This window comes from Streptomyces fradiae ATCC 10745 = DSM 40063 (assembly GCF_008704425.1).
Classification (GTDB): Bacteria; Actinomycetota; Actinomycetes; order Streptomycetales; family Streptomycetaceae; genus Streptomyces; species Streptomyces fradiae.
Window position 1 is genome coordinate 3,580,420 of record NZ_CP023696.1, and the last position, 26,811, is coordinate 3,607,230.

At 75.7% G+C, this 26,811-nt stretch carries 24 protein-coding genes; 19 read left to right on the plus strand and 5 right to left on the minus strand.

Going from position 1 to position 26,811, the window contains the following annotated elements:
• Positions 1–65 precede the first annotated feature (65 nt).
• The 8 genes from CP974_RS30700 to CP974_RS15980 all read left to right on the plus strand — a co-directional run bounded on the left by CP974_RS30700 (position 66) and on the right by CP974_RS15980 (position 8,403).
• Positions 66–350 carry a hypothetical protein gene (locus tag CP974_RS30700; protein WP_150485817.1) on the plus strand — a complete coding sequence of 95 codons (285 nt, stop codon included), beginning with the start codon at positions 66–68 and terminating at the stop codon, positions 348–350.
• Between the two features lie 558 nt (positions 351–908).
• Positions 909–1,448, plus strand: a complete 540-nt coding sequence (locus tag CP974_RS15950) for a DUF2617 family protein (RefSeq protein ID WP_031130808.1) — start codon at positions 909–911, stop codon at positions 1,446–1,448.
• Positions 1,449–1,479: 31 nt separating this feature from the next.
• On the plus strand, positions 1,480–3,165 hold the full coding sequence (locus CP974_RS15955) for a polyamine aminopropyltransferase (RefSeq protein ID WP_037937650.1): 1,686 nt from the start codon (positions 1,480–1,482) through the stop codon (positions 3,163–3,165).
• Positions 3,166–3,219: 54 nt separating this feature from the next.
• Positions 3,220–4,377, plus strand: a complete 1,158-nt coding sequence (locus CP974_RS15960) for an SRPBCC domain-containing protein (RefSeq protein WP_031130804.1) — start codon at positions 3,220–3,222, stop codon at positions 4,375–4,377.
• Between the two features lie 17 nt (positions 4,378–4,394).
• On the plus strand, positions 4,395–5,216 hold the full coding sequence (locus tag CP974_RS15965; protein ID WP_031130803.1) for an aldose epimerase family protein: 822 nt from the start codon (positions 4,395–4,397) through the stop codon (positions 5,214–5,216).
• Between the two features lie 9 nt (positions 5,217–5,225).
• On the plus strand, positions 5,226–5,774 hold the full coding sequence (gene pyrE, locus CP974_RS15970) for an orotate phosphoribosyltransferase (RefSeq protein ID WP_031130801.1): 549 nt from the start codon (positions 5,226–5,228) through the stop codon (positions 5,772–5,774).
• 182 nt (positions 5,775–5,956) lie between these two features.
• Entirely contained in the window at positions 5,957–6,997 is a 1,041-nt protein-coding gene (gene fbaA, locus CP974_RS15975; protein WP_256366395.1) for a class II fructose-bisphosphate aldolase, read from the plus strand.
• A 236-nt stretch (positions 6,998–7,233) separates the two neighbouring features.
• Positions 7,234–8,403 (plus strand): MalY/PatB family protein, encoded by a 1,170-nt coding sequence (locus CP974_RS15980; protein WP_031130797.1) that lies wholly within the window; start codon positions 7,234–7,236, stop codon positions 8,401–8,403.
• A 73-nt stretch (positions 8,404–8,476) separates the two neighbouring features.
• On the opposite strand, the gene CP974_RS15985 is transcribed toward CP974_RS15980, so the two are convergent.
• Complete coding sequence (locus CP974_RS15985) at positions 8,477–8,896, minus strand: DUF3151 domain-containing protein (RefSeq protein WP_031130796.1); 420 nt, start codon at positions 8,894–8,896, stop codon at positions 8,477–8,479.
• Positions 8,897–8,934: 38 nt separating this feature from the next.
• Positions 8,935–9,219, minus strand: coding sequence for a DUF1540 domain-containing protein (locus tag CP974_RS15990; protein WP_031130794.1), 285 nt, complete (start codon positions 9,217–9,219; stop codon positions 8,935–8,937).
• A gap of 403 nt (positions 9,220–9,622) precedes the next feature.
• On the opposite strand from CP974_RS15990, the gene CP974_RS15995 reads away from it, so the two are divergent.
• From CP974_RS15995 to CP974_RS16030, 8 genes are all read left to right on the plus strand, one after another.
• Entirely contained in the window at positions 9,623–10,534 is a 912-nt protein-coding gene (locus tag CP974_RS15995) for a DUF3152 domain-containing protein (protein ID WP_031130792.1), read from the plus strand.
• A 109-nt stretch (positions 10,535–10,643) separates the two neighbouring features.
• A complete protein-coding gene (locus tag CP974_RS16000) occupies positions 10,644–11,501 on the plus strand; it encodes a tryptophan 2,3-dioxygenase family protein (protein WP_078915541.1) in 858 nt (285 codons plus the stop codon).
• On the plus strand, positions 11,494–12,918 hold the full coding sequence (kynU, locus tag CP974_RS16005; protein ID WP_078915540.1) for a kynureninase: 1,425 nt from the start codon (positions 11,494–11,496) through the stop codon (positions 12,916–12,918). The genes CP974_RS16000 and kynU overlap by 8 nt, the downstream gene beginning before the upstream one ends.
• A 94-nt stretch (positions 12,919–13,012) precedes the next feature.
• Positions 13,013–13,933 (plus strand): alpha/beta hydrolase, encoded by a 921-nt coding sequence (locus CP974_RS16010; RefSeq protein ID WP_031130787.1) that lies wholly within the window; start codon positions 13,013–13,015, stop codon positions 13,931–13,933.
• A 154-nt stretch (positions 13,934–14,087) separates the two neighbouring features.
• Entirely contained in the window at positions 14,088–15,386 is a 1,299-nt protein-coding gene (locus CP974_RS16015; RefSeq protein ID WP_031130785.1) for a sensor histidine kinase, read from the plus strand.
• Positions 15,383–16,042 carry a response regulator gene (locus CP974_RS16020; RefSeq protein ID WP_031130783.1) on the plus strand — a complete coding sequence of 220 codons (660 nt, stop codon included), beginning with the start codon at positions 15,383–15,385 and terminating at the stop codon, positions 16,040–16,042. Before CP974_RS16015 ends, CP974_RS16020 begins: the two co-directional genes overlap by 4 nt.
• A gap of 198 nt (positions 16,043–16,240) precedes the next feature.
• On the plus strand, positions 16,241–16,825 hold the full coding sequence (locus CP974_RS16025) for a hypothetical protein (protein ID WP_140160787.1): 585 nt from the start codon (positions 16,241–16,243) through the stop codon (positions 16,823–16,825).
• A 10-nt stretch (positions 16,826–16,835) separates the two neighbouring features.
• On the plus strand, positions 16,836–18,059 hold the full coding sequence (locus tag CP974_RS16030; protein ID WP_031130779.1) for a cytochrome P450: 1,224 nt from the start codon (positions 16,836–16,838) through the stop codon (positions 18,057–18,059).
• A 179-nt stretch (positions 18,060–18,238) separates the two neighbouring features.
• Here CP974_RS16030 and CP974_RS16035 read toward each other — a convergent pair whose 3' ends face one another.
• A complete protein-coding gene (locus CP974_RS16035; RefSeq protein WP_031130777.1) occupies positions 18,239–19,876 on the minus strand; it encodes an ABC transporter permease in 1,638 nt (545 codons plus the stop codon).
• A complete protein-coding gene (locus CP974_RS16040) occupies positions 19,873–20,769 on the minus strand; it encodes an ABC transporter ATP-binding protein (RefSeq protein WP_031130774.1) in 897 nt (298 codons plus the stop codon). The genes CP974_RS16035 and CP974_RS16040 overlap by 4 nt, the downstream gene beginning before the upstream one ends.
• Before the next feature lie 270 nt (positions 20,770–21,039).
• Here CP974_RS16040 and CP974_RS16045 point away from each other — a divergent pair, with 270 nt between their 5' ends.
• On the plus strand, positions 21,040–21,525 hold the full coding sequence (locus CP974_RS16045; RefSeq protein WP_031130773.1) for a GbsR/MarR family transcriptional regulator: 486 nt from the start codon (positions 21,040–21,042) through the stop codon (positions 21,523–21,525).
• A gap of 350 nt (positions 21,526–21,875) precedes the next feature.
• Here the strand turns inward: CP974_RS16045 and CP974_RS16050 are convergent, their stop codons facing one another.
• Positions 21,876–22,877: a diacylglycerol kinase gene (locus tag CP974_RS16050; RefSeq protein WP_085921223.1), complete on the minus strand. Its 1,002-nt coding sequence runs from the start codon at positions 22,875–22,877 to the stop codon at positions 21,876–21,878.
• A gap of 172 nt (positions 22,878–23,049) precedes the next feature.
• Here CP974_RS16050 and CP974_RS16055 point away from each other — a divergent pair, with 172 nt between their 5' ends.
• Together CP974_RS16055 and CP974_RS16060 are read left to right on the plus strand one after the other, a co-directional pair.
• Entirely contained in the window at positions 23,050–24,333 is a 1,284-nt protein-coding gene (locus CP974_RS16055; RefSeq protein WP_031130771.1) for an adenylosuccinate synthase, read from the plus strand.
• A 551-nt stretch (positions 24,334–24,884) separates the two neighbouring features.
• A complete protein-coding gene (locus tag CP974_RS16060) occupies positions 24,885–26,609 on the plus strand; it encodes a SpoIIE family protein phosphatase (RefSeq protein WP_031130769.1) in 1,725 nt (574 codons plus the stop codon).
• Positions 26,610–26,811: the final 202 nt, after the last annotated feature.

Here is a 26,811-nt window from a genome sequence, read left to right on the forward strand (position 1 = left end):
GTGGGTCCTGACGGACCCGGGTCGTCGGTTCCGGGAGTCTTTCCAGGGGGAGAGGGGGCGGTCGCATGACCGCGGCGTTCGTGGTGGGGGGCGCGCTGCTGCTGCTCGTGGCGGGGCTCGTCGCGCTGCTGGCCGGAGGTTCGTCGCGCAGTGGCGGCGGGAGCGGGAGCGGGGGCGGGGGCGGGGGTGGTACGGCGGCCGGCGGGGCGGTCCTGTGGGCCGACTCCGGCGGCTCCGACAGCGGAGGCTGGTCGCCGTCCTGCGGCGGGGGGAGCGGGGGCGGCGCGGACGGGGGGAGCGCCGGCTCCTGCGGCGGGGGCGGCGGGGGCGGGTGCGGCGGAGGCGGCTGACACGGGGCAGCCGCCTCCGCCGGGCGGACGGTGTGACGGTCCGACCACGTGACGGTCTGATGGTCCGCCGGTCCGCCGGTCCGCCGGTCCGCCGGTCTGAGGGTCTGAGGGTCCGCCGGTCCGCGTGCCCGCCGGATCGGGGGGGGGGCGTCGGGGGCGCGCCGCCGGGCGCGTCGGACCCGGCGTCCGCGCCGGACGGGCCGGACGGGTGGGACGGGCCGGGCAGGCCGTCCGCGCCGGTGGCGCGAGGGCAGGGGGCCGCCCGGGGGGTGGTGAGCATCCGCCGGGCGCCCCCGCGTGAGGGCGCGCGCGCCGTGCGGGGCGTCGTGCGGTGAACAGTTGAACCCCCAGGCCCCCTGGGGGATGTATCTGTCACCAAGTTGGGTAAAGACGCTGTGAGCCTCGGGCGGTTCATGATTCGCTCGCTGCGCAGTGCATCGAGCCCTCGGATCTTCTACGAATCCCGAGCAGGTACCTCGAGTTCCCTGGGAACGTCTTACGGGACGACGCCACCCCCCGGTCCACCCGTTCACGTCACCGTGCTTGCGGAGCTGACTCATGCTCACCACCCTTCAGACTGCGTACACCGACACGCGTGCGGCCGACCTGGCCTGGGCGCTGGGCCGGGAGGCGTTGCCCGCGCTCGCCGCGCTCGACCTCGAACTCGGCGGCGCCCGCATGCAGTTGCGGCTGCTCGGCGCCTCCCACCAGGTGCTGCTGGAGGAGGGGGGCGGCACCTGCTCGGAGACGGTCGCCTGCATCCCCGGCAGCAGTACGCCGCTGCCGCTGGGGGTGGCGAAGCGGATCGGGAGCTGGGAGTACGAGTTCGCGGCGCGCGTCGAGACGCTGTCGCGGGGGTCCTTCGCGGGGCGGGCGCAGGAGCTGCTGGCGCTCGTCGCCGACCACCCGCACGGCCTGGCCGGCACGTTCCCCGGGTCGCCGTACGCGTTCACCGCCATGCTGGCGCAGCGGCACGAGGGCAAAATCCGGTGGCGCACCTGGCACGCGTACCCGCAGGAGGGGCAGTTGGTGGTGACCCGGACGAGTGTCGGATTCGGGCCGCACGGGCGCCGTCGCGACACCCGTGTGGGTGACTAGGGGCGACCGGGGCCTCACGTAGCGTGGGCGCATGCTCGAAGCGCCACCCCCCGTGTCAGTCGCGCCGTCCGTTCCGGAGGCGGTGGTGCCGGAGCGGACGGGGCCGAGGGCGGGCCGGTTCCTGGTGCTGGCGGCCGTGTTCGTCTGCGCGGCCTGCGGGCTGGTCTACGAGCTGGAGCTGGTCGCCCTCGCCTCCTCCCTGACCGGTGACCCGGTCACCCAGGCGTCCGTCGTGCTCTCCGTGATGGTCTTCGCGATGGGCGTCGGCTCGCTGCTCGCCAAGCGGCTGCGCTGCCGGGCCGCCGTCGGCTTCGGCCTGCTGGAGGCGGTGCTCGCGCTGGCCGGCGGCTGCTCGGCGCTGCTGCTGTACGGCGCCTTCGCCTGGCTGGGCGGGACGCGGCATGCCCTCGTCGGGGTGTCGCTGCTGCTCGGGGTGCTGATCGGCGCCGAGATGCCGCTGCTCATGACGCTGATGCAGCGGGTCTCCCGGTGCGCCCGGCAGGACGCGGGCGGCGCGGTCGCGGACCTGTTCGCCGCGGACTACGTGGGCGCGCTCGTCGGCGGGCTGGCGTTCCCGTTCCTGCTGCTGCCGTGGCTGGGGCAGCTCACCACCGCGCTCGCCACCGGCGCGGTGAACGCCCTCGCGGGCGGGGCGCTGGTGCTGTGGCTGTTCCACCGGGACCTCACGGGCGGCGAGCGGCTGCTGCTGTGGTCCGTGAACGCCGCCGTCCTGGCGGTCCTCGCCGGGGCGGCCGTGCTGGCCGACGACTTCGAGCGGGCCGCGCGGCACGCCGTCTACGGGGCGCACGCGCGGGTCGCCGTGCGCACGCACGGCCAGGAGGTGGTCCTGACGGGGCCCCCGGACGGGCCGCCCGACCTGTACGTCGACGGGCGGCTGCGGGTCCGCGGCGGCGACCCGCGGCGCCACCATCCGGCGCTCGTCCACCCCGCGATGCGGGGCCGGCACGCGCGCGTCCTCGTCCTGGGCGGCGGCGACGGGCTCGCCGTGCGGGAGGTGCTGCGGTACGCGGACGTGGAGTCGGTGACCGTCGTCGGACCGGATCCGATGGTCGTCCGGCTGGCCCGCACCGACCCGGCGCTGGCCCGGCTCAACGGCCACGCGTTCGGCGACCGGCGGGTGCGCGTCGTGCCCGCCGAACCGTTCCACTGGCTGCGGACCGCGCGCGGCGGCACACCGTACGACGTGGTCGTCTCCGATCTGCCGCCACCCGCCGGAGGGGCGGGCGCCACGCCGTACTCGCTGGAGTTCTACGGGCTGGCCGCCCGGCACCTCGCGGCCGGCGGGCGCCTCGCCGTGCACGCCGGGCCGCTGCCGGAACGGCCGCGCGCCTACTGGACGGTGGAGGCGAGCCTGCGCGCGGCCGGGTTCACCACCCGGCCGTACACGGTGGCGGCACCGGCCGGCGGCGGGGCGGCGTCGGGGCACGCGGAGGGTGCGGCGCCCACGACGGTGAGGGCGGGCGCAGGCCCGGCGGCGGGAGCGGACGCGGGCGGGGGGTACGACCGGGGCTTCGTGCTGGCCGTGCCCGGTGACCCGCGCCGGACGCGCCCGCCCGCCCTGGGCGTCGCCGCCGGGGTGGACGGCGGCGGTGTGCCGTCGGCCGCCGCGCTGGAGGCGGGGGCGCGGCGGATGGAGCGCTCCCGGCCCCGCGCCCAGCCCCCGTCGACACTGACCCGCCCCCGCTACGGGCCCTGAACCGGGGGCGGCCGGGGGGTAGGGGAGCGCCTCGCGTGGGTAGGCTCGACTGTCATGGAGCATGAGGTGTTCGTTCCGGTCCCCGTGCCGTCCCTGCGAGCGGTCTTCGCCGACCCCGCACGCGTCGCCCGCTGCGTTCCGGGGCTCCAGCAGGACGCTGACGCGTCGGCCGACCCGCTGTCCGGCCGCCTCAAGGTGCGCGCCGGCGGGCACACCGTCACCTACCGCGGCGCGCTGCGGCTCGCCGCGCGGGACGACGGCGGGTACGACCTGTCCGGCGAGGGCGCGGAGGCGCGCGGCGGGGGCGGCGTGAGGGTGGCGCTCACCGCACGGCTCACTCCCGCCGACGGCGGTACCGACCTGGCCTTCACCGGCACCGCCGGCGCGGAGGGGCGCCTGGCGGAGATCCCCGCCGACACGCTCACCACGACGGCGCGCCGCCTCCTCGACCGCTTCGGTGAAGCCCTCGCCGAGGAGGCCGGGGACGCCGGGCGGCCAGAACGGGCCGAAGGGGCCGGAGGGGCCGGAGGGGCCGCGAAGGCCGGGCAGGCCGCGCGGGCTGACGGCCCCGGCACGACGCCCCCGGACGCCGACGCGACCACCGGCGCGGCGACCGCCGACGCGACCGGCATCACCGATGCGACCGATGCCGCCGGGGACGGGGGCGGGGACGGTGTGCCGGACGACGACCACACGGCCGTCAAGGACGGAGCCACCGCCTCCGAGGCCGTGCGCGCCGACGCGGACGCCGACGTGGCCGACCTGGACAACGTGGACCTGGACGTGGACGACGACGGCGTGGACGACGGGGCCGTCGGCGCCGCCGGTCCGGAGGGCGCCGCGCCCGCCGGCGGGGTGTTCGGCACGCCCGTCCCGCCCTCCTCGCTGGACCCGGACGCAGCGGACGACTACGGCGACGACCTGCCCGGCGACGACCTCCGCGCGGACGGCTTCCCCGAGGAGGGCCCGTCCTCGGCCGGCGCCGAGCCGCCCGCCGAGGCCGCGCACGCCCGGCGGACGATGATCGGCCGCAGCGCCGAGGAGGTCGACCACGCCCCGCCGCGCGGCCGGTACGCGCCGGTGCCCGGTCCGGACGCGCACGGCCGCGCCCATGCGCTGCGCCTGCTCGTACCCGCCGCCGCCCTGGTCCTGGCCTCGGCCGTCGTCCTCGTACGCCTGCTGCGGCACCGCACGCGGCGGCCGCGCGCGTAGGGTCGGGCGGTGTGAGCATGAGCGAAGAAGAGGTCCGGCTCGCCGCCGGAGACGTCGAGTTGACCATCACGCCGGGCAACGGCTGCCGCGTCGCGAGCCTGCGCGTGGGCGATGACGAACTGCTGCGCCAGGGCGAGCGGTACGGCAGCTTCCCGATGGTCCCCTGGTGCGGGCGGACCGCCGGGGGCACGTTCCTGAACGGTGCGACGCGGCACCGGCTGCCGGTCGACGCCCCGCCGCACGCCATCCACGGCACCGGCCGGGGCACCGCGTGGCGCACGGTCCGCGCCGAGAAGGCGGAGGCGGCCTTCACCTACGACCTGGCCGACCCGTGGCCGTACCCCGGCCGGGTCACCCAGGAGTTCGAGCTGACCGACGACTCGCTCACCATGCGGATGGGCGTCGAGACGTACGGCGACTCGTTCCCGGCGCAGGCCGGGTGGCACCCGTGGTTCCAGCGCGTGATCGGCGGCAGCGCGGTCGAGATCGCGTTCACGCCCGAGTGGCAGGAGGAGCGCGGCGACGACCACCTCCCCACGGGCCGCCGCATCGAGCCCCGGCCCGGCCCCTGGGACGACTGCTTCGGCATGCCGGACGGGGTGGACGTCACCCTCACCTGGCCGGAGCGGCTGGAGCTCAAGGTCACCAGCCGCACCCCGTGGGTCGTCGTGTACGACGAGCAGGAGGCGGCCGTGTGCGTGGAGCCGCAGTCGGGCCCGCCCAACGGGCTGAACACCGCGCCGCGCCTGGTCACGCCCATCGACCCGCTCGAGATCGCCTCCACCTGGACGTGGCGCCGCCCGGCGACCGGGGGAGAGGGCCGCACCGGGGCCGCTTAAGCTCGGAGCATGACTGACGCACGAGCGGATCTGCTCCAGCAGATCAAGGACAAGGCCGTGGTGCACGGCAGGGTGACCCTCTCCTCGGGTCTGGAGGCCGACTACTACGTCGACCTCCGCCGGATCACGCTGGACGGCGCCGCCGCGCCGCTCGTCGGTCAGGTCATGCTCGATCTGACCGCCGACCTCGACTTCGACGCGGTCGGCGGCCTCACCCTGGGCGCCGACCCGGTCGCGACGTCGATGCTGCACGCCGCCGCCGCGAAGGGCCGCACGCTGGACGCGTTCGTCGTCCGCAAGGCCGCCAAGGCGCACGGCATGCAGCGCCGCGTCGAGGGCCCGGACATCAAGGGCCGCCGCGTGCTGGTGGTGGAGGACACCTCCACCACCGGCGGCTCCCCGCTGACCGCCGTCGAGGCGGTCCGGGAGGCCGGCGCGGAGGTCGTCGCGGTCGCCACGATCGTGGACCGGGCCACCGGCGCCGGGGAGAAGATCAGTGGGACGGCCGGGGTGCCGTACCGGTTCGCGTACGCGCTGGACGAGCTCGGTCTCGGCTGAGCCCCCGCTGACCTGCGGCTCCATGGAGGCGGGCGCTGTTTCACGTGAAACAGCGCCCGCCTTTCGTCTGCCGTGGGCGGCTGGAGGTGTCCAGGGGGTGGAGCCTCGGAGCCCTTCTGGGAAGATGGGTGCGACGATGACGTCGCCCCCAGGTCAGGGATCAGCAACGCACGCAACCGCAGATCACAAGGAGCGGACAGATGCCCATCGCAACCCCCGAGGTCTACAACGAGATGCTCGACCGGGCGAAGGCAGGCAAGTTCGCCTACCCGGCCATCAACGTGACGTCGTCGCAGACCCTGCACGCCGCCCTGCGCGGTTTCGCCGAGGCCGAGAGCGACGGCATCATCCAGATCTCGACCGGAGGCGCTGAGTTCCTGGGCGGCCAGCACAACAAGGACATGGTGACCGGCGCGGTCGCCCTGGCCGAGTTCGCCCACATCGTGGCCGCGAAGTACGACATCACGGTCGCGCTCCACACCGACCACTGCCCGAAGGACAAGCTGGACGGCTACGTCCGGCCGCTGATCGCCGTCTCCGCCGAGCGCGTCGCCAAGGGCCAGGACCCGCTGTTCCAGTCCCACATGTGGGACGGCTCCGCCGAGACCCTCGCCGACAACCTGGCCATCGGCCAGGAGCTGCTGGCCCAGGCCGCCGCCGCCAAGATCATCCTTGAGGTCGAGATCACCCCGACCGGCGGCGAGGAGGACGGTGTCACCCACGAGATCAACGACGAGCTGTACACGACCGTGGACGACGCGATCCGCACGGCCGAGGCGCTCGGCCTGGGCGAGAAGGGCCGCTACCTGCTCGCCGCGTCCTTCGGCAACGTCCACGGCGTCTACAAGCCGGGCAACGTCGTCCTCCGCCCCGAGCTGCTGAAGGACCTCCAGCAGGGTGTGTCGGAGCGCTTCGGCAAGGCCGACCCCTTCGACTTCGTCTTCCACGGCGGCTCCGGCTCCACGCAGGAGGAGATCGCCACCGCGCTGGAGAACGGCGTCGTGAAGATGAACCTCGACACCGACACGCAGTACGCCTTCACGCGTCCGGTGGCGGACCACATGTTCAAGAACTACGACGGCGTCCTGAAGGTCGACGGCGAGGTCGGCTCGAAGAAGACGTACGACCCGCGCACCTGGGGCAAGCTGGCCGAGGCCGGTATGGCCCAGCGTGTCGCCGAGGCCTGCCAGGCGCTCCGCTCGGCGGGCACGAAGCTGAAGTAGGCGCGGGCGGGTGGGGCGTCGTACGGCGCCCCGCCACCGCACCCGGCGGGCCCGGCATCGCACAGCGGCGGTGCCGGGCCCGCTCCGTTCCACGATCGGCCGAAGCGGCCGGAGCGGCCCATGCCGCCGAGCCGGCCGGGCGGCCCGAGCCCGCCGAGCCCGCGGGGCCACGGCCCGGCCTGCCCGGCGGCCCGGTGGCCGCGCGTTCTCGCGACCTCGACCCGCAGGAGGGCACCATGGAGCACGAACCGGCGTACGACTTCGACACGGTGGTGGGGATACGCGGCACCGGCTCGTTCCAGTGGGACGTGCTGCCCGAGCTGTACGGCGAGCCGGACCTGGTGCCGTTCACCATCTCCGACATGGACTTCCCCCTCGCGCCCGAGGTGCTGGACGCCGTGCGCCGGCGCGTCGAGCGCGGGGTGTTCGGCTACACCGACTGGCGGCACACCGGCTTCCCGGAGGCCGTACGGGACTGGTACGCGCGCCGCCACGGCGTGGACGTCGACCCGGCCGCGCTGGTCTTCGCGCCGTCGGTGGTGAGCCAGCTCGCGCAGCTCCTGCGGATGTGGACGGAGCCCGGTGACGGCGTGGTGGTGCACACCCCGACGTACGACGGGTTCCTGAAGGCGCTCGACGCGCACGGGCGGCGGCTGAGGGGCGTACCCGTCGGCGACACCGAGGCCCTGGAACGGGAGCTGGCCCGGCCCGACAGCCGGATGCTGCTGCTGTGCTCGCCGCACAACCCGACCGGCCGGGTGTGGACGGGGGCGGAGCTGGCGGCGTTCGCGGCGCTGGCGGAGCGGTACGACGTGGCCGTCGTCAGCGACGAGATCCACGCGGACCTGACACACGAGGGGCACCGGCATGTGCCGTGGCCGTCGGTCGCCCCGCGCGGCTCGCGCTGGGCGCTGGTCTCGTCCGGCTCCAAGGCGTTCAACTTCCCGGCCCTGAACGCCGCCTACGGGATCGTCGGCGACCCGGACGACCGCACCGAGTTCGAGCGGCGCGTGGAGCGCGCGGAGGGGCTGAACTCGCCGTCGGCGCTCGGGCTCGCCGCGCACACCGCCGCGTACCGGCACGGCGCGCCCTGGCTGGACCGGCTCCTGCCGTACGTGCGGGGCAATCTGCGGCTGCTCGCCGACCGGCTGGAGGAGGCGTTCCCCGGCCGCGCCCTGTACGCGCCCCCGCAGGCCGGGTACCTGGCGTGGCTGGACCTGCGGCCGCTGGGCGTGGACGACGAGGCGTTCGGCCAGGAGCTGGTCGCGCGCGAGAAGGTCGCCGTGCGGCCGGGCGCCGTGTACGGCGCCGACGGGTTCGTGCGGATCAACCTGGGGTGCCCCCGCTCCAAGGCCGCGCACGGGGTGGACGCGGTGGTCCGCACCCTGGCCCGCATGGCGGTGTGACCGCCCGGCCGGGCGGTCACACCGCGGCCGGGCGGGCGGGGCGCAGCCGCCGCGCGTCGGCGCGACGGTCGCGTCAGCGCGTCAGTTCGTCGTACGCCTCGGCGCTGCTGTCCCGGAGGAACTGCCGGCAGCGCTCCGCCTCGTCCTTCTCGCCGATCTCGCCGGCCGCACGGGCGAGGGCGGCGAGGCAGCGCAGGAACCCGCGGTTGGGCCGGTGCTCCCACGGGATGGGCCCGTGGCCCTTCCAGCCGGCCCGGCGCAGCGCGTCCAGGCCCCGGTGGTAGCCGGTGCGGGCGTACGCGTACGACTCGATCACCCGCCCCGCCTCGAAGGCGTCGTCGGCGAGCATGGCCCAGGCGAGCGAGAAGGTGGGGTGCTGCGCCGCGACCTCGGCCGGGGACTGGGACTCCTCTCCCAGCAGGCGGTACGCCTCCTCGTTCTCCGGGAGGTGCGTCGGGTCCGGGCCGCCGAGCAGGTTCTTGTGCGTCGTCATGGCGCCAGTCTGCCACCTGCCCGCGGGGCCGCGGGGGGTCAGGCGGGGGCGTAGGTGAGGCAGTCGACCTCGCTCTGCTGGTAGCCCACGGTGATGCCCGGGGCGCGGCACTCGTAGTCGGTGTTGTGACGGCAGGAGGAGACCTTGCACGCGCCCACCCGGCCGGTGTTGGACGGGTCGCCGCCCTTGTGCCGTGAGGTGAAGAAGGTGTCGCACTGCGGGTTCCGGGCGTCGCCCACGGTGATGGCGAGGGCGTGGCAGGCGTGGTCCCGGTTGTAGGCGCAGTCCTCGACCGCGCATGCGTTGATGACGGGCATATCCATGACGTCGGTCTCCTCGGGTCGGTGCCTCCTCCCGCGCCTTGGGGGCCGCGCGGGGGCGGGCGGAGCGCGGTGGCCGCCTCCGTCGGGCGCCGCGGCCACCAGGTCGAGCATCGGTGCGGGAGCCGTCGCGGGCCACCGGGCGGGGGCCGAACGGGGGCGCTGACGGACCGCGCGGCGCGGTCGTGGCCGGTGCCTGCGCGGGTGTGCGCGGGTCGGCGCGGCGCGGCCGGAACCGCCGTGTGTGCGGGTGCGTACGGGCCTCCGTCGGTGGCGGAGGCCCAACGGGCCTGTGGCCGGGGCCACTCGGGGAGCGTGTCCGAACCGGCCGGTACGATCGCACAGAACATCGAATTCCTGTGCCGGACCACCCCCCACCCGGCCACGACACGGGGAGAGGTCTGCAGTGGGCAAGCGAGGAGCGCCCGCCTCGCGGCGTCGGCGCGGCAAACGGGTGCCCCCCGGCCGGGGAGCCCGGGGCCGGGGCGGCGCCCGCCGGCCGTTGGGCCGCATCGTGCTCGCGGGCGCCGCGTTCGGCGTCCTGTCCCTGGGCGGCGGCGCCGCCCTGGCGCACTGGCACGCCGGAGGCGAGCCGGCCGCCGCCTCCCGCCCGGCCGCCGCTCCCCCGCCGTCGCCCGGCGCCTCCGCCGTCCGCTCCCCGCAGCCGCCGCCACCGTCCCCGAAGGCCGGCGCCTCCCCCTCGCCGTTGCCGTCGAAGAGCGCCGAGGAGGAGCCGGACCCGCCCGCCACCGTGCCGCTCACGGGGGCCGGCACGTTCACCACGGCCCAGGCGTCCGGCGAGAAGACCGGCACGGGCCCCCTGCGGCGCTACCGGGTCCAGGTCGAGGACGGCAGCGGGGTGTCGGCCGCCGACGCCGCCCGTGAGATCGAGGGGATCCTCGCCCACCCGCGCGGCTGGGCCGCCCACGGGCGGGGCACGTTCCAGCTGGTCAGCGCGAACGCCGACTTCGTCATCAGGATCGCGACCCCGAAGACCGCCGACAAGCTGTGCCTCGCCCAGGGCCTCGACACCCGAGGCGAGTACAACTGCGAGACGACCGAGGGCGTCGTGGTGAACCTCAAGCGGTGGCTGCGGGGCTCCCCGACCTTCACCGGCACCCCCGCCGAGTACCGGCACCTGATCATCAATCACGAGGTGGGGCACGAGATCGGCATCCGCACCCACATGACCTGCCCCGGCCCCGGCAAGCCCGCGCCGGTCATGATGCAGCAGATCAAGGGGCTGCGCGGCTGCGTCTCCAACGCCTGGCCGTACGACGAGAACGGCCGTTACATCACGGGCCCGGTCGTGCCATGATGCGCGTGGGACCGCAGGCGCCGATCGCGCCCGGTCCCGAGGGGACCGGGGCTCCACCCTGCGGAAGGAGCAGACCGCTACCCGGTAGCACGCATTGACGGAGACAGCGATGTCTACTTCGCCTACTACCCCCCCTGCCCACGAGACCGGTTCGGAGGACATGCCGAACCTGGACTTCGCGGGCACGACCCCCTACGAGGACTACGTCAAGGCCGACGTCCTCACCCACCTCCAGCACCCGCGCTCCGAAGACCCCGGAGAGATGGTCTTCCTGGTGACCACGCAGGTCATGGAGCTGTGGTTCACCGTCATCGTCCACGAGTGGGAGACCGCGAGCCGCGCGCTGCGCGAGGACCGGATCCCGGACGCGATGGCGGCCCTGCGCCGCTCGGCGCACGAGCTGGAGGCGCTCAACCACTCCTGGAACCCGATCGCCCGCCTCACCCCGGCGCAGTTCAACGCGTACCGCGCCGCGCTCGGCGAGGGCTCCGGCTTCCAGTCCGCGATGTACCGCCGCATGGAGTTCCTGCTGGGCGACAAGTCCGCGTCCATGCTGGTGCCGCACCGCGGCTCCCCCCGCGTCCACGCCGAGCTGGAGAAGGCGCTCGCCGAGCCCAGCCTGTACGACGAGGTGCTGCGGCTGCTGGCCCGCCGCGGGTTCGACGTGCCGCAGGAGGTCCTGGACCGCGACCTCACCCAACGGTACGAGCCGTCGCAGCGGATCGAGGAGGCCTGGGCGCAGCTGTACGCCGACCCGGACGCCCACCGCGACCTGGTCGACCTGGGCGAGGCGCTGACGGACGTGGCCGAGCTGGTGTGGCGCTGGCGCAACGACCACCTGGTCGCCACCCGCCGCGCGATGGGCTCCAAGGTCGGCACGGGCGGCTCCGCGGGCGTGGCCTGGCTGGAGAAGCGGGCCGGCAAGAACGTGTTCCCCGAGCTGTGGACGGCGCGCAGCCATGTCTGAGCTCCTGCACGACGAGACCGAGGGCGCCGGGACCGGGCGCGGCGGGACTGCCGCGGGCGCGGGCGCGGACGCCGAGACCCGGGTGCCCGGCGCGGCGGCCACCGAAGGCGTACCGGCCACCGAAGGCGCACCGGTCGCCGGGGACGGCGGGCTCGCGGCGCGGGCCGCCGCCCTGGACGCCGCCGACCCGCTGGCGAAGCGGCGCGAGCTGTTCGCCCTCGACGACGGCGCCGTCTACCTCGACGGCAACTCGCTCGGCGCCCTGCCCCGCCACGTACCCGCCCGGATGGCGCACGTCATCGCCCACGAGTGGGGCGAGCTGCGCATCCGCTCGTGGGGCGAGAGCGGCTGGTGGACGGCGCCGGAGCGGATCGGCGACCGGATCGCCCCGCTGGTCGGCGCGGCGCCCGGCCAGGTCGTGGTCGGCGACTCGACCAGCGTCAACGTCCTCAAGGCGCTGGTCGGAGCGGTCCGCCTGGCGGACGCGTACGCCGGCGAGGGCCGGGACGGGGGCGGGCCCGTCCGGGACGAGATCCTGGTGGACGCGACGACGTTCCCCACGGACGGCTACATCGCCGAGTCCGCCGCCCGGATGACCGGCCGCCGCCTGGTGCCGGTCGCGCCCGGAGACGTACCGGACGCCGTCGGCCCGCGCACGGCCGCCGTACTCGTCAACCACGTCGACTACCGCACCGGCCGCCTCCACGACCTGCCCGGCGTCACCGCCGCCGTGCGGGACGCGGGCGCCCTCGCGGTGTGGGACCTGTGCCACAGCGCGGGCGCACTCCCCGTCGACCTGGACGCGAACGGCGTCGACCTGGCCGTCGGCTGCACGTACAAGTACCTGAACGGCGGGCCCGGCGCCCCCGCGTTCCTGTACGTCGCCGAACGCCACCAGGCGCGCTTCGACTCGCCGCTGCCCGGCTGGAACTCGCACGCGGACCCGTTCGCGATGACGCCCGGCTACGCGGCGGTGGACGGGGCGCGGCGCGGTCGCGTCGGTACGCCCGACATCCTGTCGATGCTGGCCCTGGAGTCGGCTCTCGACGTGTGGGACGGCGTCGCGGTGGGCGAGGTGCGGGCCAAGAGCCTCGCGCTGACGGACTTCTTCCTGGAGTGCGTCCGCGCGTACGTCCCCGAGGGGCGGCTCACCTGCCTCACCCCGGCCGCGCACGCGGAGCGCGGCAGCCAGGTCGCGCTCTCCTGCCCGGACGCGCCCGCCGTCATGGAACGGCTCATCGAGCGGGGCGTGGTCGGCGACCTGCGCCGCCCCGACGTGCTGCGGTTCGGCTTCACGCCGCTGTACGTCGGGTACGCCGACGCCGAGCGCGCCGCGCGCGTGCTGGCCGAGGTGTGCGCTGAGGTCGCGGCGGAGGGCTCCACGGAGCGCTCCACGGAGGTCTCCGCAGCGCGGTAGCGCCGCCGTGGGGCCGGTCTGCGGGGGCCGTCGATGCTGATACGGTCCCCGCAGGTCAGGCCAATTCGGCCCCGTCACCGAAAGGTTGAGCAGCATGCCCGACCGCGCCGCTCGCGACGCCGCCGAGGAGGCGTCGGCCCTGTCGCACCCGCCCGTCGCGCCGGACTCCACCGCCTCATACGGCGAACACCCCGACCAGGTGGTGGACTTCTACGCGCCCCGCGACCGGGACGACCGGGTGCCGCTCGTCGTCGTCCTGCACGGCGGTGCCTGGCGGGCCCGCTACGACCGGGCGCACGTCTCGCCGTTCGCGGGCTTCCTCACCCGGCACGGCTTCGCCGTCGCCAGCGTCGAGTACCGGCGCGGCCCCGGTGACCCCCCGGGCGCCTCCGCGGCTTCCGGTGCTTCCGGCGCCTCGGGCGGCGGTACCGGTACCGAGGGGGCCGATCCGGTGGCGGGGCGGTGGCCCGAGACGTTCGACGACGTGGCGGCGGCGCTGGACGCGCTGCCCGCGCTGGCCGCCGCGCACCTGCCGCGGGCCGACCCCCGCCGCACGGTCGTCACCGGCCACTCCGCCGGCGGGCACCTGGCGCTGTGGGCCGCCGCCCGGCACGTCCTGCCGGCCGGGTCGCCGTGGCGGCGGGCGGAGCCGCCCGAGCTGCGCGGCGTCGTCGCGCTCGCCCCGATCGCCCACTTCGGCAGCGCGGTCGAACTGGACGTGTGCGGCGGAGCCGTGACCCAGCTGCTGGGCGGGGAGGCGCTGTCCAAGGAGCGGGCCGCGTCGGCGGATCCCGCGCTGCTGCTGCCCACGGGGATCGCCACGACCGTCGTGCAGGGCCGCGCCGACACGGTCGTCCCGGCGGCGGTCGCCGAGGCGTACGTGGAGGCGGCGGCGCGGGCCGGCGAGATGGTGGGCCTGACCGTCCTCGACGACGTGGGGCACTTCCCCCTCATCGACCCGGCGGCCGACGCGTGCGCGGTGGTGGCGGAGGAGATCACCCAGCTCGCCTGGTGACCGGCCGGCCTTCCGGGCCCGCCAGCGGCCGGGGCGGCGCCCCACCCCGTACCACGGTGGGCGCTCTCCCCCCTGCCGTAGTACTCAGGGGGGACCCCTCAATACCCTCTGCGGTCCGACGCCGGGCAGGGGACCGCCTGCGTACGGTGGCGGTGTGACGGACACGACGACGCAGCGCATCGACACGGGCGGCCGCACCCCCGAGCTCCACCACGCCGTGGGGATCCTCCAGGGGCTGCGGGCCGACCTCTTCCACGACGCCTTCGCCTACCGGCCCCTGGCCCCGATGGTCGCGGAGGGCCCCCTCACGCGGCGGCTGCCGTCGCGGATACGGCGGTACGCGGTCTGGGCCCCGCATGCCCTGGTCGCCGCGGCGGCGCTGCTCGTCTTCGTCGCCGGGTACGAGCGGTCGGCCTTCGCGCCGGTGGCGCTGGTCCCGGCGGTGGTCGTGCTGCTGACCCTGCTGAGGCCGGTGGCGGCCTTCTGGGCGTCGCTGGCGACCGCGGGGGTGTACGCGGTCTTCCTCGGGGGAGGGCTGATCTGGTCGCCGGCGGTGTTCCTGGCGCACCTGGTCGTGCTGGTGGTCGTCGCGGCACGGACCCGGCCGCGGGCGGCGGCGTGGATGTGGGTGCTGACCGCGGGGTACGGCATGGTGAGCGGGACGGTGCTGGCCGCGTACGACAGGGACACGACGGCGCAGCTCCTCTTCTTCGCGGCGCTCGCCCTGCTGGCCATCACCGTGTGGCACGTGCGGCGGGACGCGCGCGAGGAGGTCACCGCCGAGCGGACCGTCACGGCGCAGGAGCGGTCGATGCGCACGCTGCTGGAGGAGCGCACCACCATCGCCCGCGAGCTGCACGACGTGGTCGCCCACCACATGTCGGTCGTCGCCATCCAGGCGGAGGCCGCGCCGTACCGGGTGGAGAACGCGCCGCCCGAGCTGGAGCAGGCCTTCGCGACGATACGGGAGAACGCGGTCGCGGCCCTGACCGAGCTGCGGCGGGTGCTGGGCGTGGTGCGGGCGGAGGACTACGAGGCGCCCGACGCCCCGCAGCCGACCCTCGCGGACCTGGACGGGCTCCTCGCCAATGTGCGCGACGCCGGGCTGGACGTGGAGAAGGCGGTGACCGGCGGGGTGCGGGAGCTGCCGCAGGGGGTGGAGCTGTCGGCGTACCGGATCGTGCAGGAGGCCCTGTCGAACGTGCTGCGGCACGCGCCGGGCGCGTCGGCCCGCGTCGAGATCGGCTACGTGCTGGGCGGGCTGGGGCTGCGCGTGGTGAACGGGCCGCCGCGCGGCCTGGTCAAGCCGTCGCCGGGCGCCGGGCACGGCATCACGGGGATGCGGGAGCGGGTGGCGATGCTGGGCGGCGAGCTGACGGCGGCGGCGACCGGCGAAGGCGGTTACGAGGTGGCGGCGTTCATACCGGTGGCCAGGGACGAGGCGGCGGCGTGACGATCCGCGTGCTGGTCGTCGACGACCAGGTGATGGTGCGGGAGGGCTTCTCCGTCCTGCTGAACGCGATGCCGGACATCGAGGTCGTCGGGGAGGCGGTGAACGGGCGGGAGGCGGTCCGCCAGGTCGCCGCGCTGCGCCCGGACGTGGTGCTGATGGACATCCGCATGCCGGAGATGAACGGCATCGACGCGACGCGGGAGGTCGTCGCCGCGGACGGTGACGCGAAGGTGCTGGTGCTGACGACGTTCGACCTGGACGAGTACGTGTACCAGGCGCTGCGCGCCGGGGCGTCCGGGTTCCTGCTGAAGGACGCGTCGGCACGGCAGCTCGCGGACGGGGTGCGGATCGTCGCGTCGGGGGAGGCGCTGCTGGCGCCGACGGTGACGCGGCGGCTGATCACCGAGTTCGCCAAGCGGGCGGAGTCCCCGCGCATGGCGCCGCTGTCCCGGGTCGGGGAGCTGACGGAGCGGGAGACGGAGGTCCTGGTGCTGATCGCGCAGGGTCTGTCGAACGCGGAGATCGCGGCGCACCTGGTGGTGGCGGAGTCGACGATCAAGACGCATGTGAGCCGGGTCCTGGTGAAGCTGGGCCTGCGCGACCGCACGCAGGCGGCCGTCTTCGCCTATGAGGCACGCCTCGTCACGCCCCGCTAGCGCCCTGCCCGTTCGGGTGCTTGACTCGCCGGGACGGGCGGGGGCGTCTCCGCCCGCGACCTGATGTCTCGACCGGATGTCTCGACCGGATGTCTCGACCTGATGTCTCGACCAGGCGTCCGGTCGGACATCGCGACCGGCCACCGACGGGGGCACCGGGGTGGGGAATCGCGGTGGGGAATCGTGGGGGGGAAGAGGATGAGCCGATTACGGGGTACGGCGCTCGTGGCCCTGGTGGGCGCGCTCGTGTGGACCACGGGGTGCGTGAGCACGGACGACGGTACGAGGAGGGGCGCGGCGGGGCCACCGTCCACCGGAGCCCCGGCCACCGGCCCGGCCACAGGCGCCGGAGCCCCGGCCGGGGGCGCGGCCACGGGTCCGGCCACCGGTGCCGGGGCGGCTGGAGCCCCGGTCACGGGCGCCGCGCCGTCCGCCGCCCCGTCGCGGGGGCCCGTACCGCTGCCGGAACTCCAGCCCGGACACCGGCGGATCGCCTCGGCCGGGCCGGCACGGGGCGACGCGAGCCTGGGCCGGGTGAAGGTCGGCGCGGGCACCACGTGGGTCAACGTCAACTGCGCCGCCGACGGCGGTCCCAGTCCGCTCACCCTGGAGGTGGACGGCGTCGCGCGGTTCACCGTCACGTGCGGCGGCACCGAGTCCGGCACGTACGCGAACCGGCTCGATCTGGGCACCGGCGGCGAGGGCCGCTTCCACGTCGACACGTCCGAGGCCGTCCGCTGGGCCGCCGACATCCAGGTCCCAGCGGAGGGACGGGCGGGGTAGCGTCCGGTCCATGGAGACGTTGTCCGACCCGTCGTCGCCCTTCGACCCGTCGTCGGCGCGGTTCGTCGCCGATCCGTACCCCGCGTACGCGGCGCTCCGGGAGGCCGGGCGGGTGCACTGGTTCGCGCCGACCGGGCAGTACCTGGTGCCGCACCACGCGGACGTGTCGGCGCTGCTGCGGGACCGGCGGCTGGGGCGCACGTATCTGCACCGGTTCACGCACGAGGAGTTCGGGCGCACCCCGCCGCCCGCCGCGCTGGAGCCGTTCACCACGCTCGACGGCCACGGGCTGCTCGACCTGGAGGGGGTGGACCACACGCGGGTCAGGCGGCTGGTGGCGAAGGCGTTCACGCCCCGCACGGTCGAGCGGCTGGGGCCGTTCGTGCACCGGCTGGCGGACGAGCTGGTCGACGGCCTCGTCGCGGACGGCGGCGGCGATCTGCTCACCCGGGTCGCGGAGCCGCTGCCGGTCGCGGTGATCGCGCGGATGCTGGGTGTCCCGCCGGGCGACCGGCACCTGCTGCGGCCGTGGTCGGCGGCGATCTGCGGGATGTACGAGCCGGCCCCGGACGAGGAGACCGCCCGCCGCGCGGTGGCCGCCTCCGTGGAGTTCTCCGCGTACCTGCGGGAGCTGATCGCCCGGCGGCGGGCGGAGCCGGGCGGCGACCTGGTGTCCGCGCTGATCGCCGCGCACGACGAGGGCGACCGGCTCACCGAGCAGGAGATGGTCTCCACCTGCGTCCTGCTGCTCAACGCCGGGCACGAGGCCACCGTGAACACGGCCGTCAACGGCTGGTGGACGCTGTTCCGGCATCCGGAGCAGCTCGCCGCGCTGCGCGCCGGCCGTGTACCGCTGCCGACGGCCGTGGAGGAGCTGCTGCGCTACGACACCCCGCTCCAGATGTTCACCCGGTGGGTGCTGGACGACATCGAGATCGGCGGGACGACCGTGGAGCGCGGGTCGCGGGTGGCGCTGCTGTTCGGGTCCGCGAACCGGGACCCGGCGCGGTTCGCGGACCCGGACCGCCTGGACCTGGGCCGTACGGACAACCCGCACGTCGGCTTCGGGGCCGGCATCCACTACTGCCTGGGCGCGCCGCTGGCCCGGCTGGAGCTGACCGCCGTGTTCGGCGCGCTCCTGCGCCGGGCCCCGGGGCTGCGCCCGGCGGCCGAGCCGGAGTGGCGGCCCGGCTATGTGATCCGGGGCCTGAAGGAGCTGCCGGTCACGGTGTGAGGAGGTCGCGGCGGCGCCCGGGGCGGCACGCGGCGCCGGCGGCGTTCACGCCGTCACGTACCCGGGTCACGTAACCGGGTCACGTACCCGCCGCGTACCGCCGCGTACCCACCACGCACCGGCGGCGCTCACGCGGTGAGGTGCGGGCAGGCGTCCGCGCGGTGGCGCACCGGCGGCGCTCACGCGGTGACGAGGTCGCGGCGGCGCAGTCCCGCCAGCCCCGCCGCGACCAGCAGCGCCGCGCCGGCCGTCAGCACCAGCACCGGCGGCCACTCCATGGCGGCGCCGGGCAGCTTCGGCAGGTGCCCGAACGGCGACAGGTTCAGCACGGCCTGCGGCAGGTCCAGCGCCGGGCCGATCCAGCCGACGGCGACGGCCAGCCCGGCCACGGCCCACGCGGCGACGGCCGCCTTCGGGACGGCGCCGTGCAGCAGCACCGCCACCGCGCCCAGCAGCCACACGGCGGGCAGCTGCACGGCCGCAGCGGCCAGGACGCCGCCGGGGTCCCGCCCGTACGACAGGTACATCCCCGTCCCGGCGGCGAGGAGCAGCAGGACCGACCCGGCGAACGCGATCACCAGGTGCCCGGCGGCCCAGCGCAGCCGCCCGACGGGCGCCGCGAGGAGCGGTTCGGCGCGCTGCGAGGTCTCCTCGCCGTGCAGCCGCAGCACCGACCCGACCGCGTACAGCGAGGCGACCATCCCGAACAGCCCGAGCAGCGCGCTCAGGAACGCGTCGCTGAGGGCCTGGGCGCCGCCCATCCGCTGGAAGATCTCCCGGGCCTGTGCGTTCTGCCCGACCAGGTCGGCGGCGCCCTCCACCATCCCGCCGAAGACGGCCCCCGCGACGAGGAACCCGGCCGTCCACCCGGCGAGCCCGCCGCGCTGGAGCCGCCAGGCCAGGGCGCCCGCCGTCGCGAGCCGCCCCTCGGCGGGGCCGGGCCGGGCGGGCAGGAAGCTCATCCCGACATCGCGGCGGGAGGCCAGCTCGTACGCGGCGAGGCCCTGGAGCAGGACGGCGGCGACCGGCAGCAGCAGCACCCACCAGCGGTCACCGGCGAAGGCGCGGAGGTTCTCCGCCCAGCCGACCGGCGACAGCCAGGTCAGGAGCGACCCCCCGGCGGCGTCGCCCGCGTCGCCCGCCGCGCGCAGCGTGAACGCGGCGCCCAGCACCGCCGCCGTGAGGCCCTTCGCGAGCCGGGCGCTCTCCGTGAGCTGCGCGGCGACGGCCGCCGCGGTGGCGAAGACCATGCCGGTGAGGCCGACCGCGAGGCCCAGGGCGAGGGCGCCGCCCGCGCCCCGCCCGGCCAGCCCGGCGGTGATGATCAGCGCCAGGGCGGTGTTGGCGACCAGTGCGGTGAGGAGTGCGGCGGTGAGCGGGGCCCGTCGCCCGACCACGGCGGCCGACAGCATCTCCTGGCGGCCGGTCTCCTCCTCCTCGCGGGTGTGCCGCACGACGACGATCAGGCTCATCACGGCCGCGAGGACGGCGGCGAACACCCCGAACCGCCAGGCGACCAGGGCGCCGACCGAGTCCCCGAACACCGGCCCGTACAGGGCCCGCAGCGAGCTGTTGGCGGTCATGGACGCGGCGAGGACGGCCCGGTCGGCGGCCGTCGGGTAGAGGGCGGCGATCGATCCGTTGCCGCTGACGACGAGGGTGCCGAGGACCAGGACCCACACGGGCAGCATCACCCGGTCGCGGCGCAGCGCGAGCCGCAGCAGCGCGCCCGTGCCGGCCAGGTGGCGCGGCCCGCCGGAGGCCCCGCCGCCTCCGGAGCGGCGCGCGGCGGCGTGTGCGGTGCCGGTGGCGCTCATCGGGCCGCCGCCTCGTCCTCGTAGTGGCGCAGGAACAGCTCCTCCAGGGTCGGCGGCGCGCTGGTCAGCGACCGTACGCCCGCCTCGGTGAGGGTGCGCAGCACGGCGTCGAGCCGGTCGGTGTCGACCTGGAGCCGTACGCGGGTGCCGTCGACCCGCACGTCGTGGACGCCGGGCAGCCCCGCGAGGCCGTCCGGCGGGGCGGCCAGCTCGGCCTCGACGCCGGTGCGGGTGAGGTGGCGCAGCTCGGCGAGGGAGCCGGACTCGACGGTGCGGCCCCTGCGGATGATGCTCACCCGGTCGCAGAGGCTCTCCACCTCGCTCAGGATGTGGGAGGACAGCAGGACCGTGCGGCCCCGGTCGCGCTCCTCGCGGACGCAACGCTGGAAGACGCCCTCCATCAGCGGGTCGAGCCCGCTGGTCGGCTCGTCGAGGATCAGCACGTCCACGTCGGAGGCGAAGGCGGCGACGAGGGCGACCTTCTGCCGGTTGCCCTTGGAGTACGTGCGGCCCTTCTTCGTCGGGTCCAGCTCGAAGCGCTCGACCAGCTCGGCGCGGCGCGCCTTGTCGAGGCCGCCGCGCAGCCTGCCGTACAGGTCGATGACCTCGCCGCCGGACAGGTTGCGCCAGAGCGTCACGTCGCCGGGGACGTAGGCGACGCGGCGGTGCAGCTCGACGGCGTCCCGCCACGGGTCGCGGCCCAGCAGCCGGGCGGTGCCGGAGTCGGCGCGCAGCAGTCCGAGCAGGACGCGGATGGCGGTGGACTTGCCGGAGCCGTTGGGCCCGAGGAAGCCGTGCACCTCGCCGGTGGCGACGGCCAGGTCGAGGCCGTCGAGCGCGTGGGTGCGCCCGAAGGACTTGTGCAGTCCGGTGACGCTGATGGCGTTGGTCATGGTCCAACGCTACGCCGACGTTCACAAAGTTGTGAAGTTAAGGAATCGTATAAAATCGCTGGCGTTCGAGAACGACGGGAGACGATGGGGCGCATGAGCACCGATGACCGGCTCGCGGAGGCCGACGACCAGCGGCTCGCGGCGGAGACCGGCGACCGGACGCCCCGGACCGGCGACCGGCTCGCGGGGATCGACGGCCCGCTCGCGGAGCGCGGCGGGGAAGCGGCGGGCGGCGGCCTCGCCGGGCGCAAGGAGGCGTCGGCGCTCGGTATGGCAGGCCGCGACGAGGAGGCGGTGAGCCGCTTCGTCGAGCGCTTCGCCGGGGAGCTGGCACAGGCCGGGATGCAGCGGATGGCGGCCAGGGTCTTCGCCGCGCTGCTCGTCTCCGACGGGGCCGCCCTGACCGCCGCCGAACTGGGCGAACGCCTCCGGATCAGCCCGGCCGCCGTGTCGGGCGCCGTGCGCTACCTGACGCAGGTCAACATGATCGGCCGCGAGCGCGACCCCGGGTCCCGGCGCGAGCGGTACGTGCTCCACGAGGGCATGTGGTACGAGATCTTCACCCGCCGCGACGAGATCCTCAACCGCTGGCAGAAGACCCTTCTGGAGGGCGCCGCCACCCTGGGCCCCGGGACGGCGGCGGGGGTGCGGCTGTCGGAGACGGCGGAGTTCTTCCAGTTCCTCAACGAAGGACTGCTCCAGCTCATGGAGCGCTGGCGCGAACGCAAGTCGCTCGGGTCCCCGCCGCCGTCGTGAGCGGACGGGCCGGGGCGCAGGGCGCGGCGCGAGCCGTGCGGGCCGCGTACGAGCCCCCGCGCCATCCGGGTCCCCGCCCATCCGGGCCCCCGCGCCATCCGGGTCCCCGCCCCATCCGGGCCCCCGCGCCATCCGGGTCCCCGCCCCATCCGGGCCCCCGCGCCATCCGGGTCCCCGCCCCATCCGGGCCCCCGCGCCATCCGGGTCCCCGCCCATCCGGGCCCCCGCGCCATCCGGGTCCCCGCCCATCCGGGCCCCCGCGCCATCCGGGTCCCCGCCCATCCGGGCCCCCGCGCCATCCGGGTCCCCGCCCATCCGGGCCCCCGCGCGCCCCACAGCCCCGCGCGCCGCTACTGTCCGTCCGCCGGCAGCGCCCGTGCCGGGACCAGCAGGGTCCAGGCGCCCGGCCGGACCGTCCAGGTGCGCGTGGGCACCGGGCCGGTCGGCTCGGCGTCCGCCCGGTAGCGGTAGCACTCCCCGCCGGCCCCCGCCACGGTGACCGTACGGGCCGTCCACCGCCTCGGGGGCGCCGCCCGGGGGCGCACGACGACCTCCGCCGCGCCGTCCCGGGCCACCACCGTCACGCCGTCCACGGGGTCGTCCACGTCGGCGAGCAGCCGCCCGTCGGCCTCGACCCGCAGGCGCTGCCCCCGCGCCGACGCCACCCGCCCGGCGCCGGGCCCGACCAGCGTGCGCACCAGCGAGCGGCACGTGCCCCACACCGAGGGCCCCCACACCGAGGGCCCCCACGCGGCCGGCCCCCAACCGGACGTCGTCCCCGACCCCGAGGGCCCCGCTCCCGGCGTGCCCGGCCCCGAGGGCCCCGCCCCCGAAGCCCCCGCGCCCGAAGCCCCCGGCCCTCCGCCCCCCGAAGGGCGGAACCGCGCCTCCGGAGCCACGACCGGCTCCGGCGACGGCGTCCCCTCCGGGATGCGCACCCCGCCGACGACCACCCCGCCCCGGTCGTCCACCAGCAGGTCGAGCCGGCGCGCCACCCCGCCGAGCACCGCCCGCGCGGCCGTGACCGCACCGGGCGGCGCGCCCAGGGACACCCCGAGCCGCACCGTCTCGCGGGGCCCCACCGGTACCAGCGACAGGGCGTTCCCGCCCAGGTCACCGCCGTGGTGCAGGGCTCTCACGGCCCGTACGAGCGCCCGGTCGTCGCCGATCACCACCAGGCGTCGCGAACCGCGCCGGGCCAGGGCCCGCACGAACTCCTCCGGGGTGCCGGGGACGCAGACCTTCGCCGCGGCGCCGCCGCACAGCACATCCCTCGCGATCCGTACCGATTCGCCGTCGCAGCGGCGCGCGACCGGGTCGATGACCACCAGCAGCTGGTCGGGAGCCGACACCTCGGTCCTTCCTCGGGTAGCATCTTTGTGCAAGAGCCCCTTGCGCTATTGCGCCAGGGGCTTCGTCTATACCGGGGCACCGGTCCACGGCTCGGGCTGCCGTCGTACACCGCCGTACGACATCTTCCGTCCCTGGCCTTGGACATGCCCCGCCCGGAAGGGGTGTACGCCTGTGCCCGCACTTGTGCTGCTCGGTGCTCAGTGGGGTGACGAGGGCAAGGGAAAGGCCACCGACCTCCTCGGTGGATCCGTCGACTACGTGGTGCGCTACCAGGGCGGCAACAACGCCGGTCACACGGTCGTCGTGGGCGACCAGAAGTACGCGCTGCATCTCCTTCCCTCCGGCATCCTCTCCCCGGGGTGCACCCCCGTGATCGGAAACGGCGTCGTCGTCGACCCGGCCGTCCTGCTCTCCGAGCTGAGCGGGCTGAACGAGCGCGGTGTCGACACCTCCAAGCTCCTGATCAGCGGTAACGCCCACCTGATCACCCCGTACAACGTCACGCTCGACAAGGTGACGGAACGGTTCCTCGGCAAGCGGAAGATCGGTACGACCGGTCGCGGCATCGGCCCGACGTACGCCGACAAGATCAACCGCGTGGGCATCCGCGTCCAGGACCTCTACGACGAGTCGATCCTCGCCCAGAAGGTCGAGGCGGCGCTGGAGGGCAAGAACCAGATCCTGGCGAAGCTCTACAACCGGCGCGCGATCGAGGCCGGGCAGATCGTGGAGGAGATGCTCCAGTACGCGGAGCAGATCAGGCCGTACGTCGCCGACACCACGCTGATCCTGAACAACGCGCTCGACGAGGACAAGGTGGTCCTCTTCGAGGGCGGCCAGGGCACCCTCCTCGACGTGGACCACGGCACGTACCCCTTCGTGACCTCGTCGAACCCGACCGCGGGCGGAGCCTGCACGGGCACCGGCGTCGGCCCGACGAAGATCAGCCGCGTGATCGGCATCCTCAAGGCGTACACGACCCGCGTCGGCGCCGGCCCGTTCCCGACGGAGCTGTTCGACGAGGACGGCGAGGCGCTGCGCCGCATCGGCGGCGAGCGGGGCGTGACCACGGGCCGCGACCGGCGCTGCGGCTGGTTCGACGCGGTGATCGCCCGGTACGCGACCCGCGTCAACGGCCTGACGGACTTCTTCCTCACCAAGCTGGACGTGCTCACCGGCTGGGAGCAGATCCCGGTGTGCGTGGCGTACGAGATCGACGGCCGCCGCGTCGAGGAGCTGCCGTACTCGCAGACCGACTTCCACCACGCGAAGCCCGTCTACGAGTACCTGCCGGGCTGGTCGGAGGACATCTCCAAGGCCAAGACCTTCGCCGACCTGCCGAAGAACGCGCAGGCGTACGTGAAGGCGCTGGAGGAGATGTCGGGCGCCCCGATCTCCGCGATCGGCGTCGGCCCCGGCCGCACCGAGACGATCGAGATCAACTCGTTCCTGTAGCCCGACCCGTACGGCGGCCCGCCCCGTCCGCGCGGCGGCCCGCCCCGTCCGTACGGCGGCCCGTCCCGCCCCGTCCGTACGGCGGCCCGTCCCGCCCCGTCCGTACGGCGGCCCGTCCCGCCCCGTCCGCGCGGCGGTTCCGTCCCGCCCCGTCCGCGCGGCGGTTCCGTCCCGTCCGCGCGGCGGCCCCGCGGGGCCTGTTCGGCTCGTCCCGCCGGTAGGGCGCGGGCCGGTCAGGCCGGCGGCCGGGCCGCGCCCCGGGTGGGCTTCCCGGACGCTCAGGGCACGCCCCCCGCACCGCCCCCGGTGCGGGGGGCTTCGCCGTGCACGTGGCGGGCGGCACAGGCCGAGGGGGCCCGCGGAGGGGCTCGGGGGGTGTGGTCCGGTCGCGGAGGGCGTAGGTTCGGGGGAGTCGAGCTCCGCCGCGCCGGGGCCGCGCGCCTCCTGTCCGCCATCGGACGCCGGGGCGTCGGCCACGGGGAGGCGGGGAAGTGAGGGGGGCGGACACTGGCACCGGGCGTGGGCCCGGTCGGGGCGGGAGGCGGACGAAGATGACGGCTTTGGGCACGGGTGGCCCATCCGGCGGGGTACCGCCGGCCGGCTCCCGGCATGTGCTCGCCGAAGCGCTGGGCGCGATCAGGGCGGGCGCCTTCCTGCTGGACGAGAGCGGCCGGATCCTCGCGGCGAACGCCCCGGCGGAGGGCATCCTCGGCTGGTCCGCCCTGGAGCTGGTCGGCCGGGACGCCCACGATCTGCTGCACCGGGACCGGCACGGCGACCCGACGCCCCGGGCGCGCTGCGCGCTGCGCCACGCCATGCTCGCCGGGCGGACGGCCCAGGGGGCCGGGGAGTGGGCGCAGCGCGGCGACGGGACGCTGCTCGCCCTGTCGTGGATGGCCACGCCCTGCGTGCCGACCGCGGCGTCGGCCGCCGCGCTGGTCGTCTTCCATCCCGTCGGCGAGAGCCTGCCCCTCCCGTCCGGGGAGCCGGCCGCCGCCGGGCCGCTGTCGGAGCTGGAGCGGCTCGCGCTGCTCGCCGAGACGACGACGGCGCTGACCTCCACGCTGGACGTGGACGAGGCGCTGCGACGGCTCGTGGGCCTGGTGGTGCCGCGCCTCGCGGACTGGGCGGTCATCGACCTGATCACGGAACAGGACGAGGTGTGGCGCACGGCCGTCGTGCACGCCAAGGGCGACGCCCTGGTCCACGAGGAGCAGCTGGAGGGGCCGATGCCGCCCATCCCCGCGGAGTCGGGGATGCCCCTGTCGCGGGCGCTGCGCGGCGAGTCGTCGGCGCTGGCCGGGCCGGAGACGTACCAGGGGCCGCCGGACTCGGGGGTCGCGGTGGAGCAGCGCCGCCTGTTCGAGGTGACGGGCATGCACTCGGCGGCCATCGCCCCGATCCGCGGCCTGCGGGAGATCCTCGGGGTGCTGACGCTCGGGCGCTCGGAGCGGCCCGAGAGCTTCACCGGGGCCGATGTGGCGCTGCTGGAGGACATCACGCGCCGGGCGGGCCTCGCGCTGGCCAACGCCCGCCTCTACCAGCGGCAGCGGAAGGTCGCGGAGACGATGCAGCGCCATCTGCTGCCGCAGCTCCCCGACGTCCCCGGACTGGGGATCACCGCCCGGTACCTCCCCGCGCCGGACGCCTCGCACGTCGGCGGCGACTGGTACGACGCGTTCAAGCTGAGCGACGGCGTGCTGGCGCTGGTGATCGGCGACGTGGTGGGCCACGACCTGGAGGCCGCGGCGGGGATGGCGCAGCTGCGGAACATGCTGCGGGCGTACGCCTGGTCGCAGACGGAGCCGCCGAGCCGGATCGTCGACTGGCTGGACCAGGCGTCGCAGCACATCGCCGAGGTGTCCATGGCGACGCTGGCGTTCGGCCGGCTGACCGTGCAGGACGACGGGCGGTCCGAGCTGACCTGGACCAACGCCGGGCACCCGCCGCCGCTGCTGGTCACCCGTGAGGGCGTGGCGCGCTACCTGACGGACGCCCACGGGGTGCTGCTGGGGCTCGGCGCCCACCGGATCGCGGTACGGCGCACCGACGCGACGGCGGAGCTGCCGCCGGGGTCCACGCTGCTGCTCTACACGGACGGCCTGATCGAGGCGCCCGGACGCTCGCTCGACGACGGCCTGGAGCGGCTGCGGCGGCACGCGGCCTCACTGGCGCACCGCCCGCTGGAGTCGTTCGCGGACGAGCTGCTGCAGCGGGCCCGTCCGCCGCAGAACGACGACGACGTGGCGCTGCTGGCGCTGCGCATCCCGGACTGAGGGGCGGCGTTCTCCCGGACCGAGGGGCCCGCGCACCCCGCGGCGAGGGCACGTCGGCGGCCACGCGCGGTGCGACCGCCGACGCATGGCCGTACCTCCTCCTGCCGCTGCTGCCCCCGCCGCATGCCCCCGCCGCATGTCGGCACCGCGTGCCCGTACCGCGTGCCCGTACCGCATGCCGGTGACGCGCCGCGGGGCAACG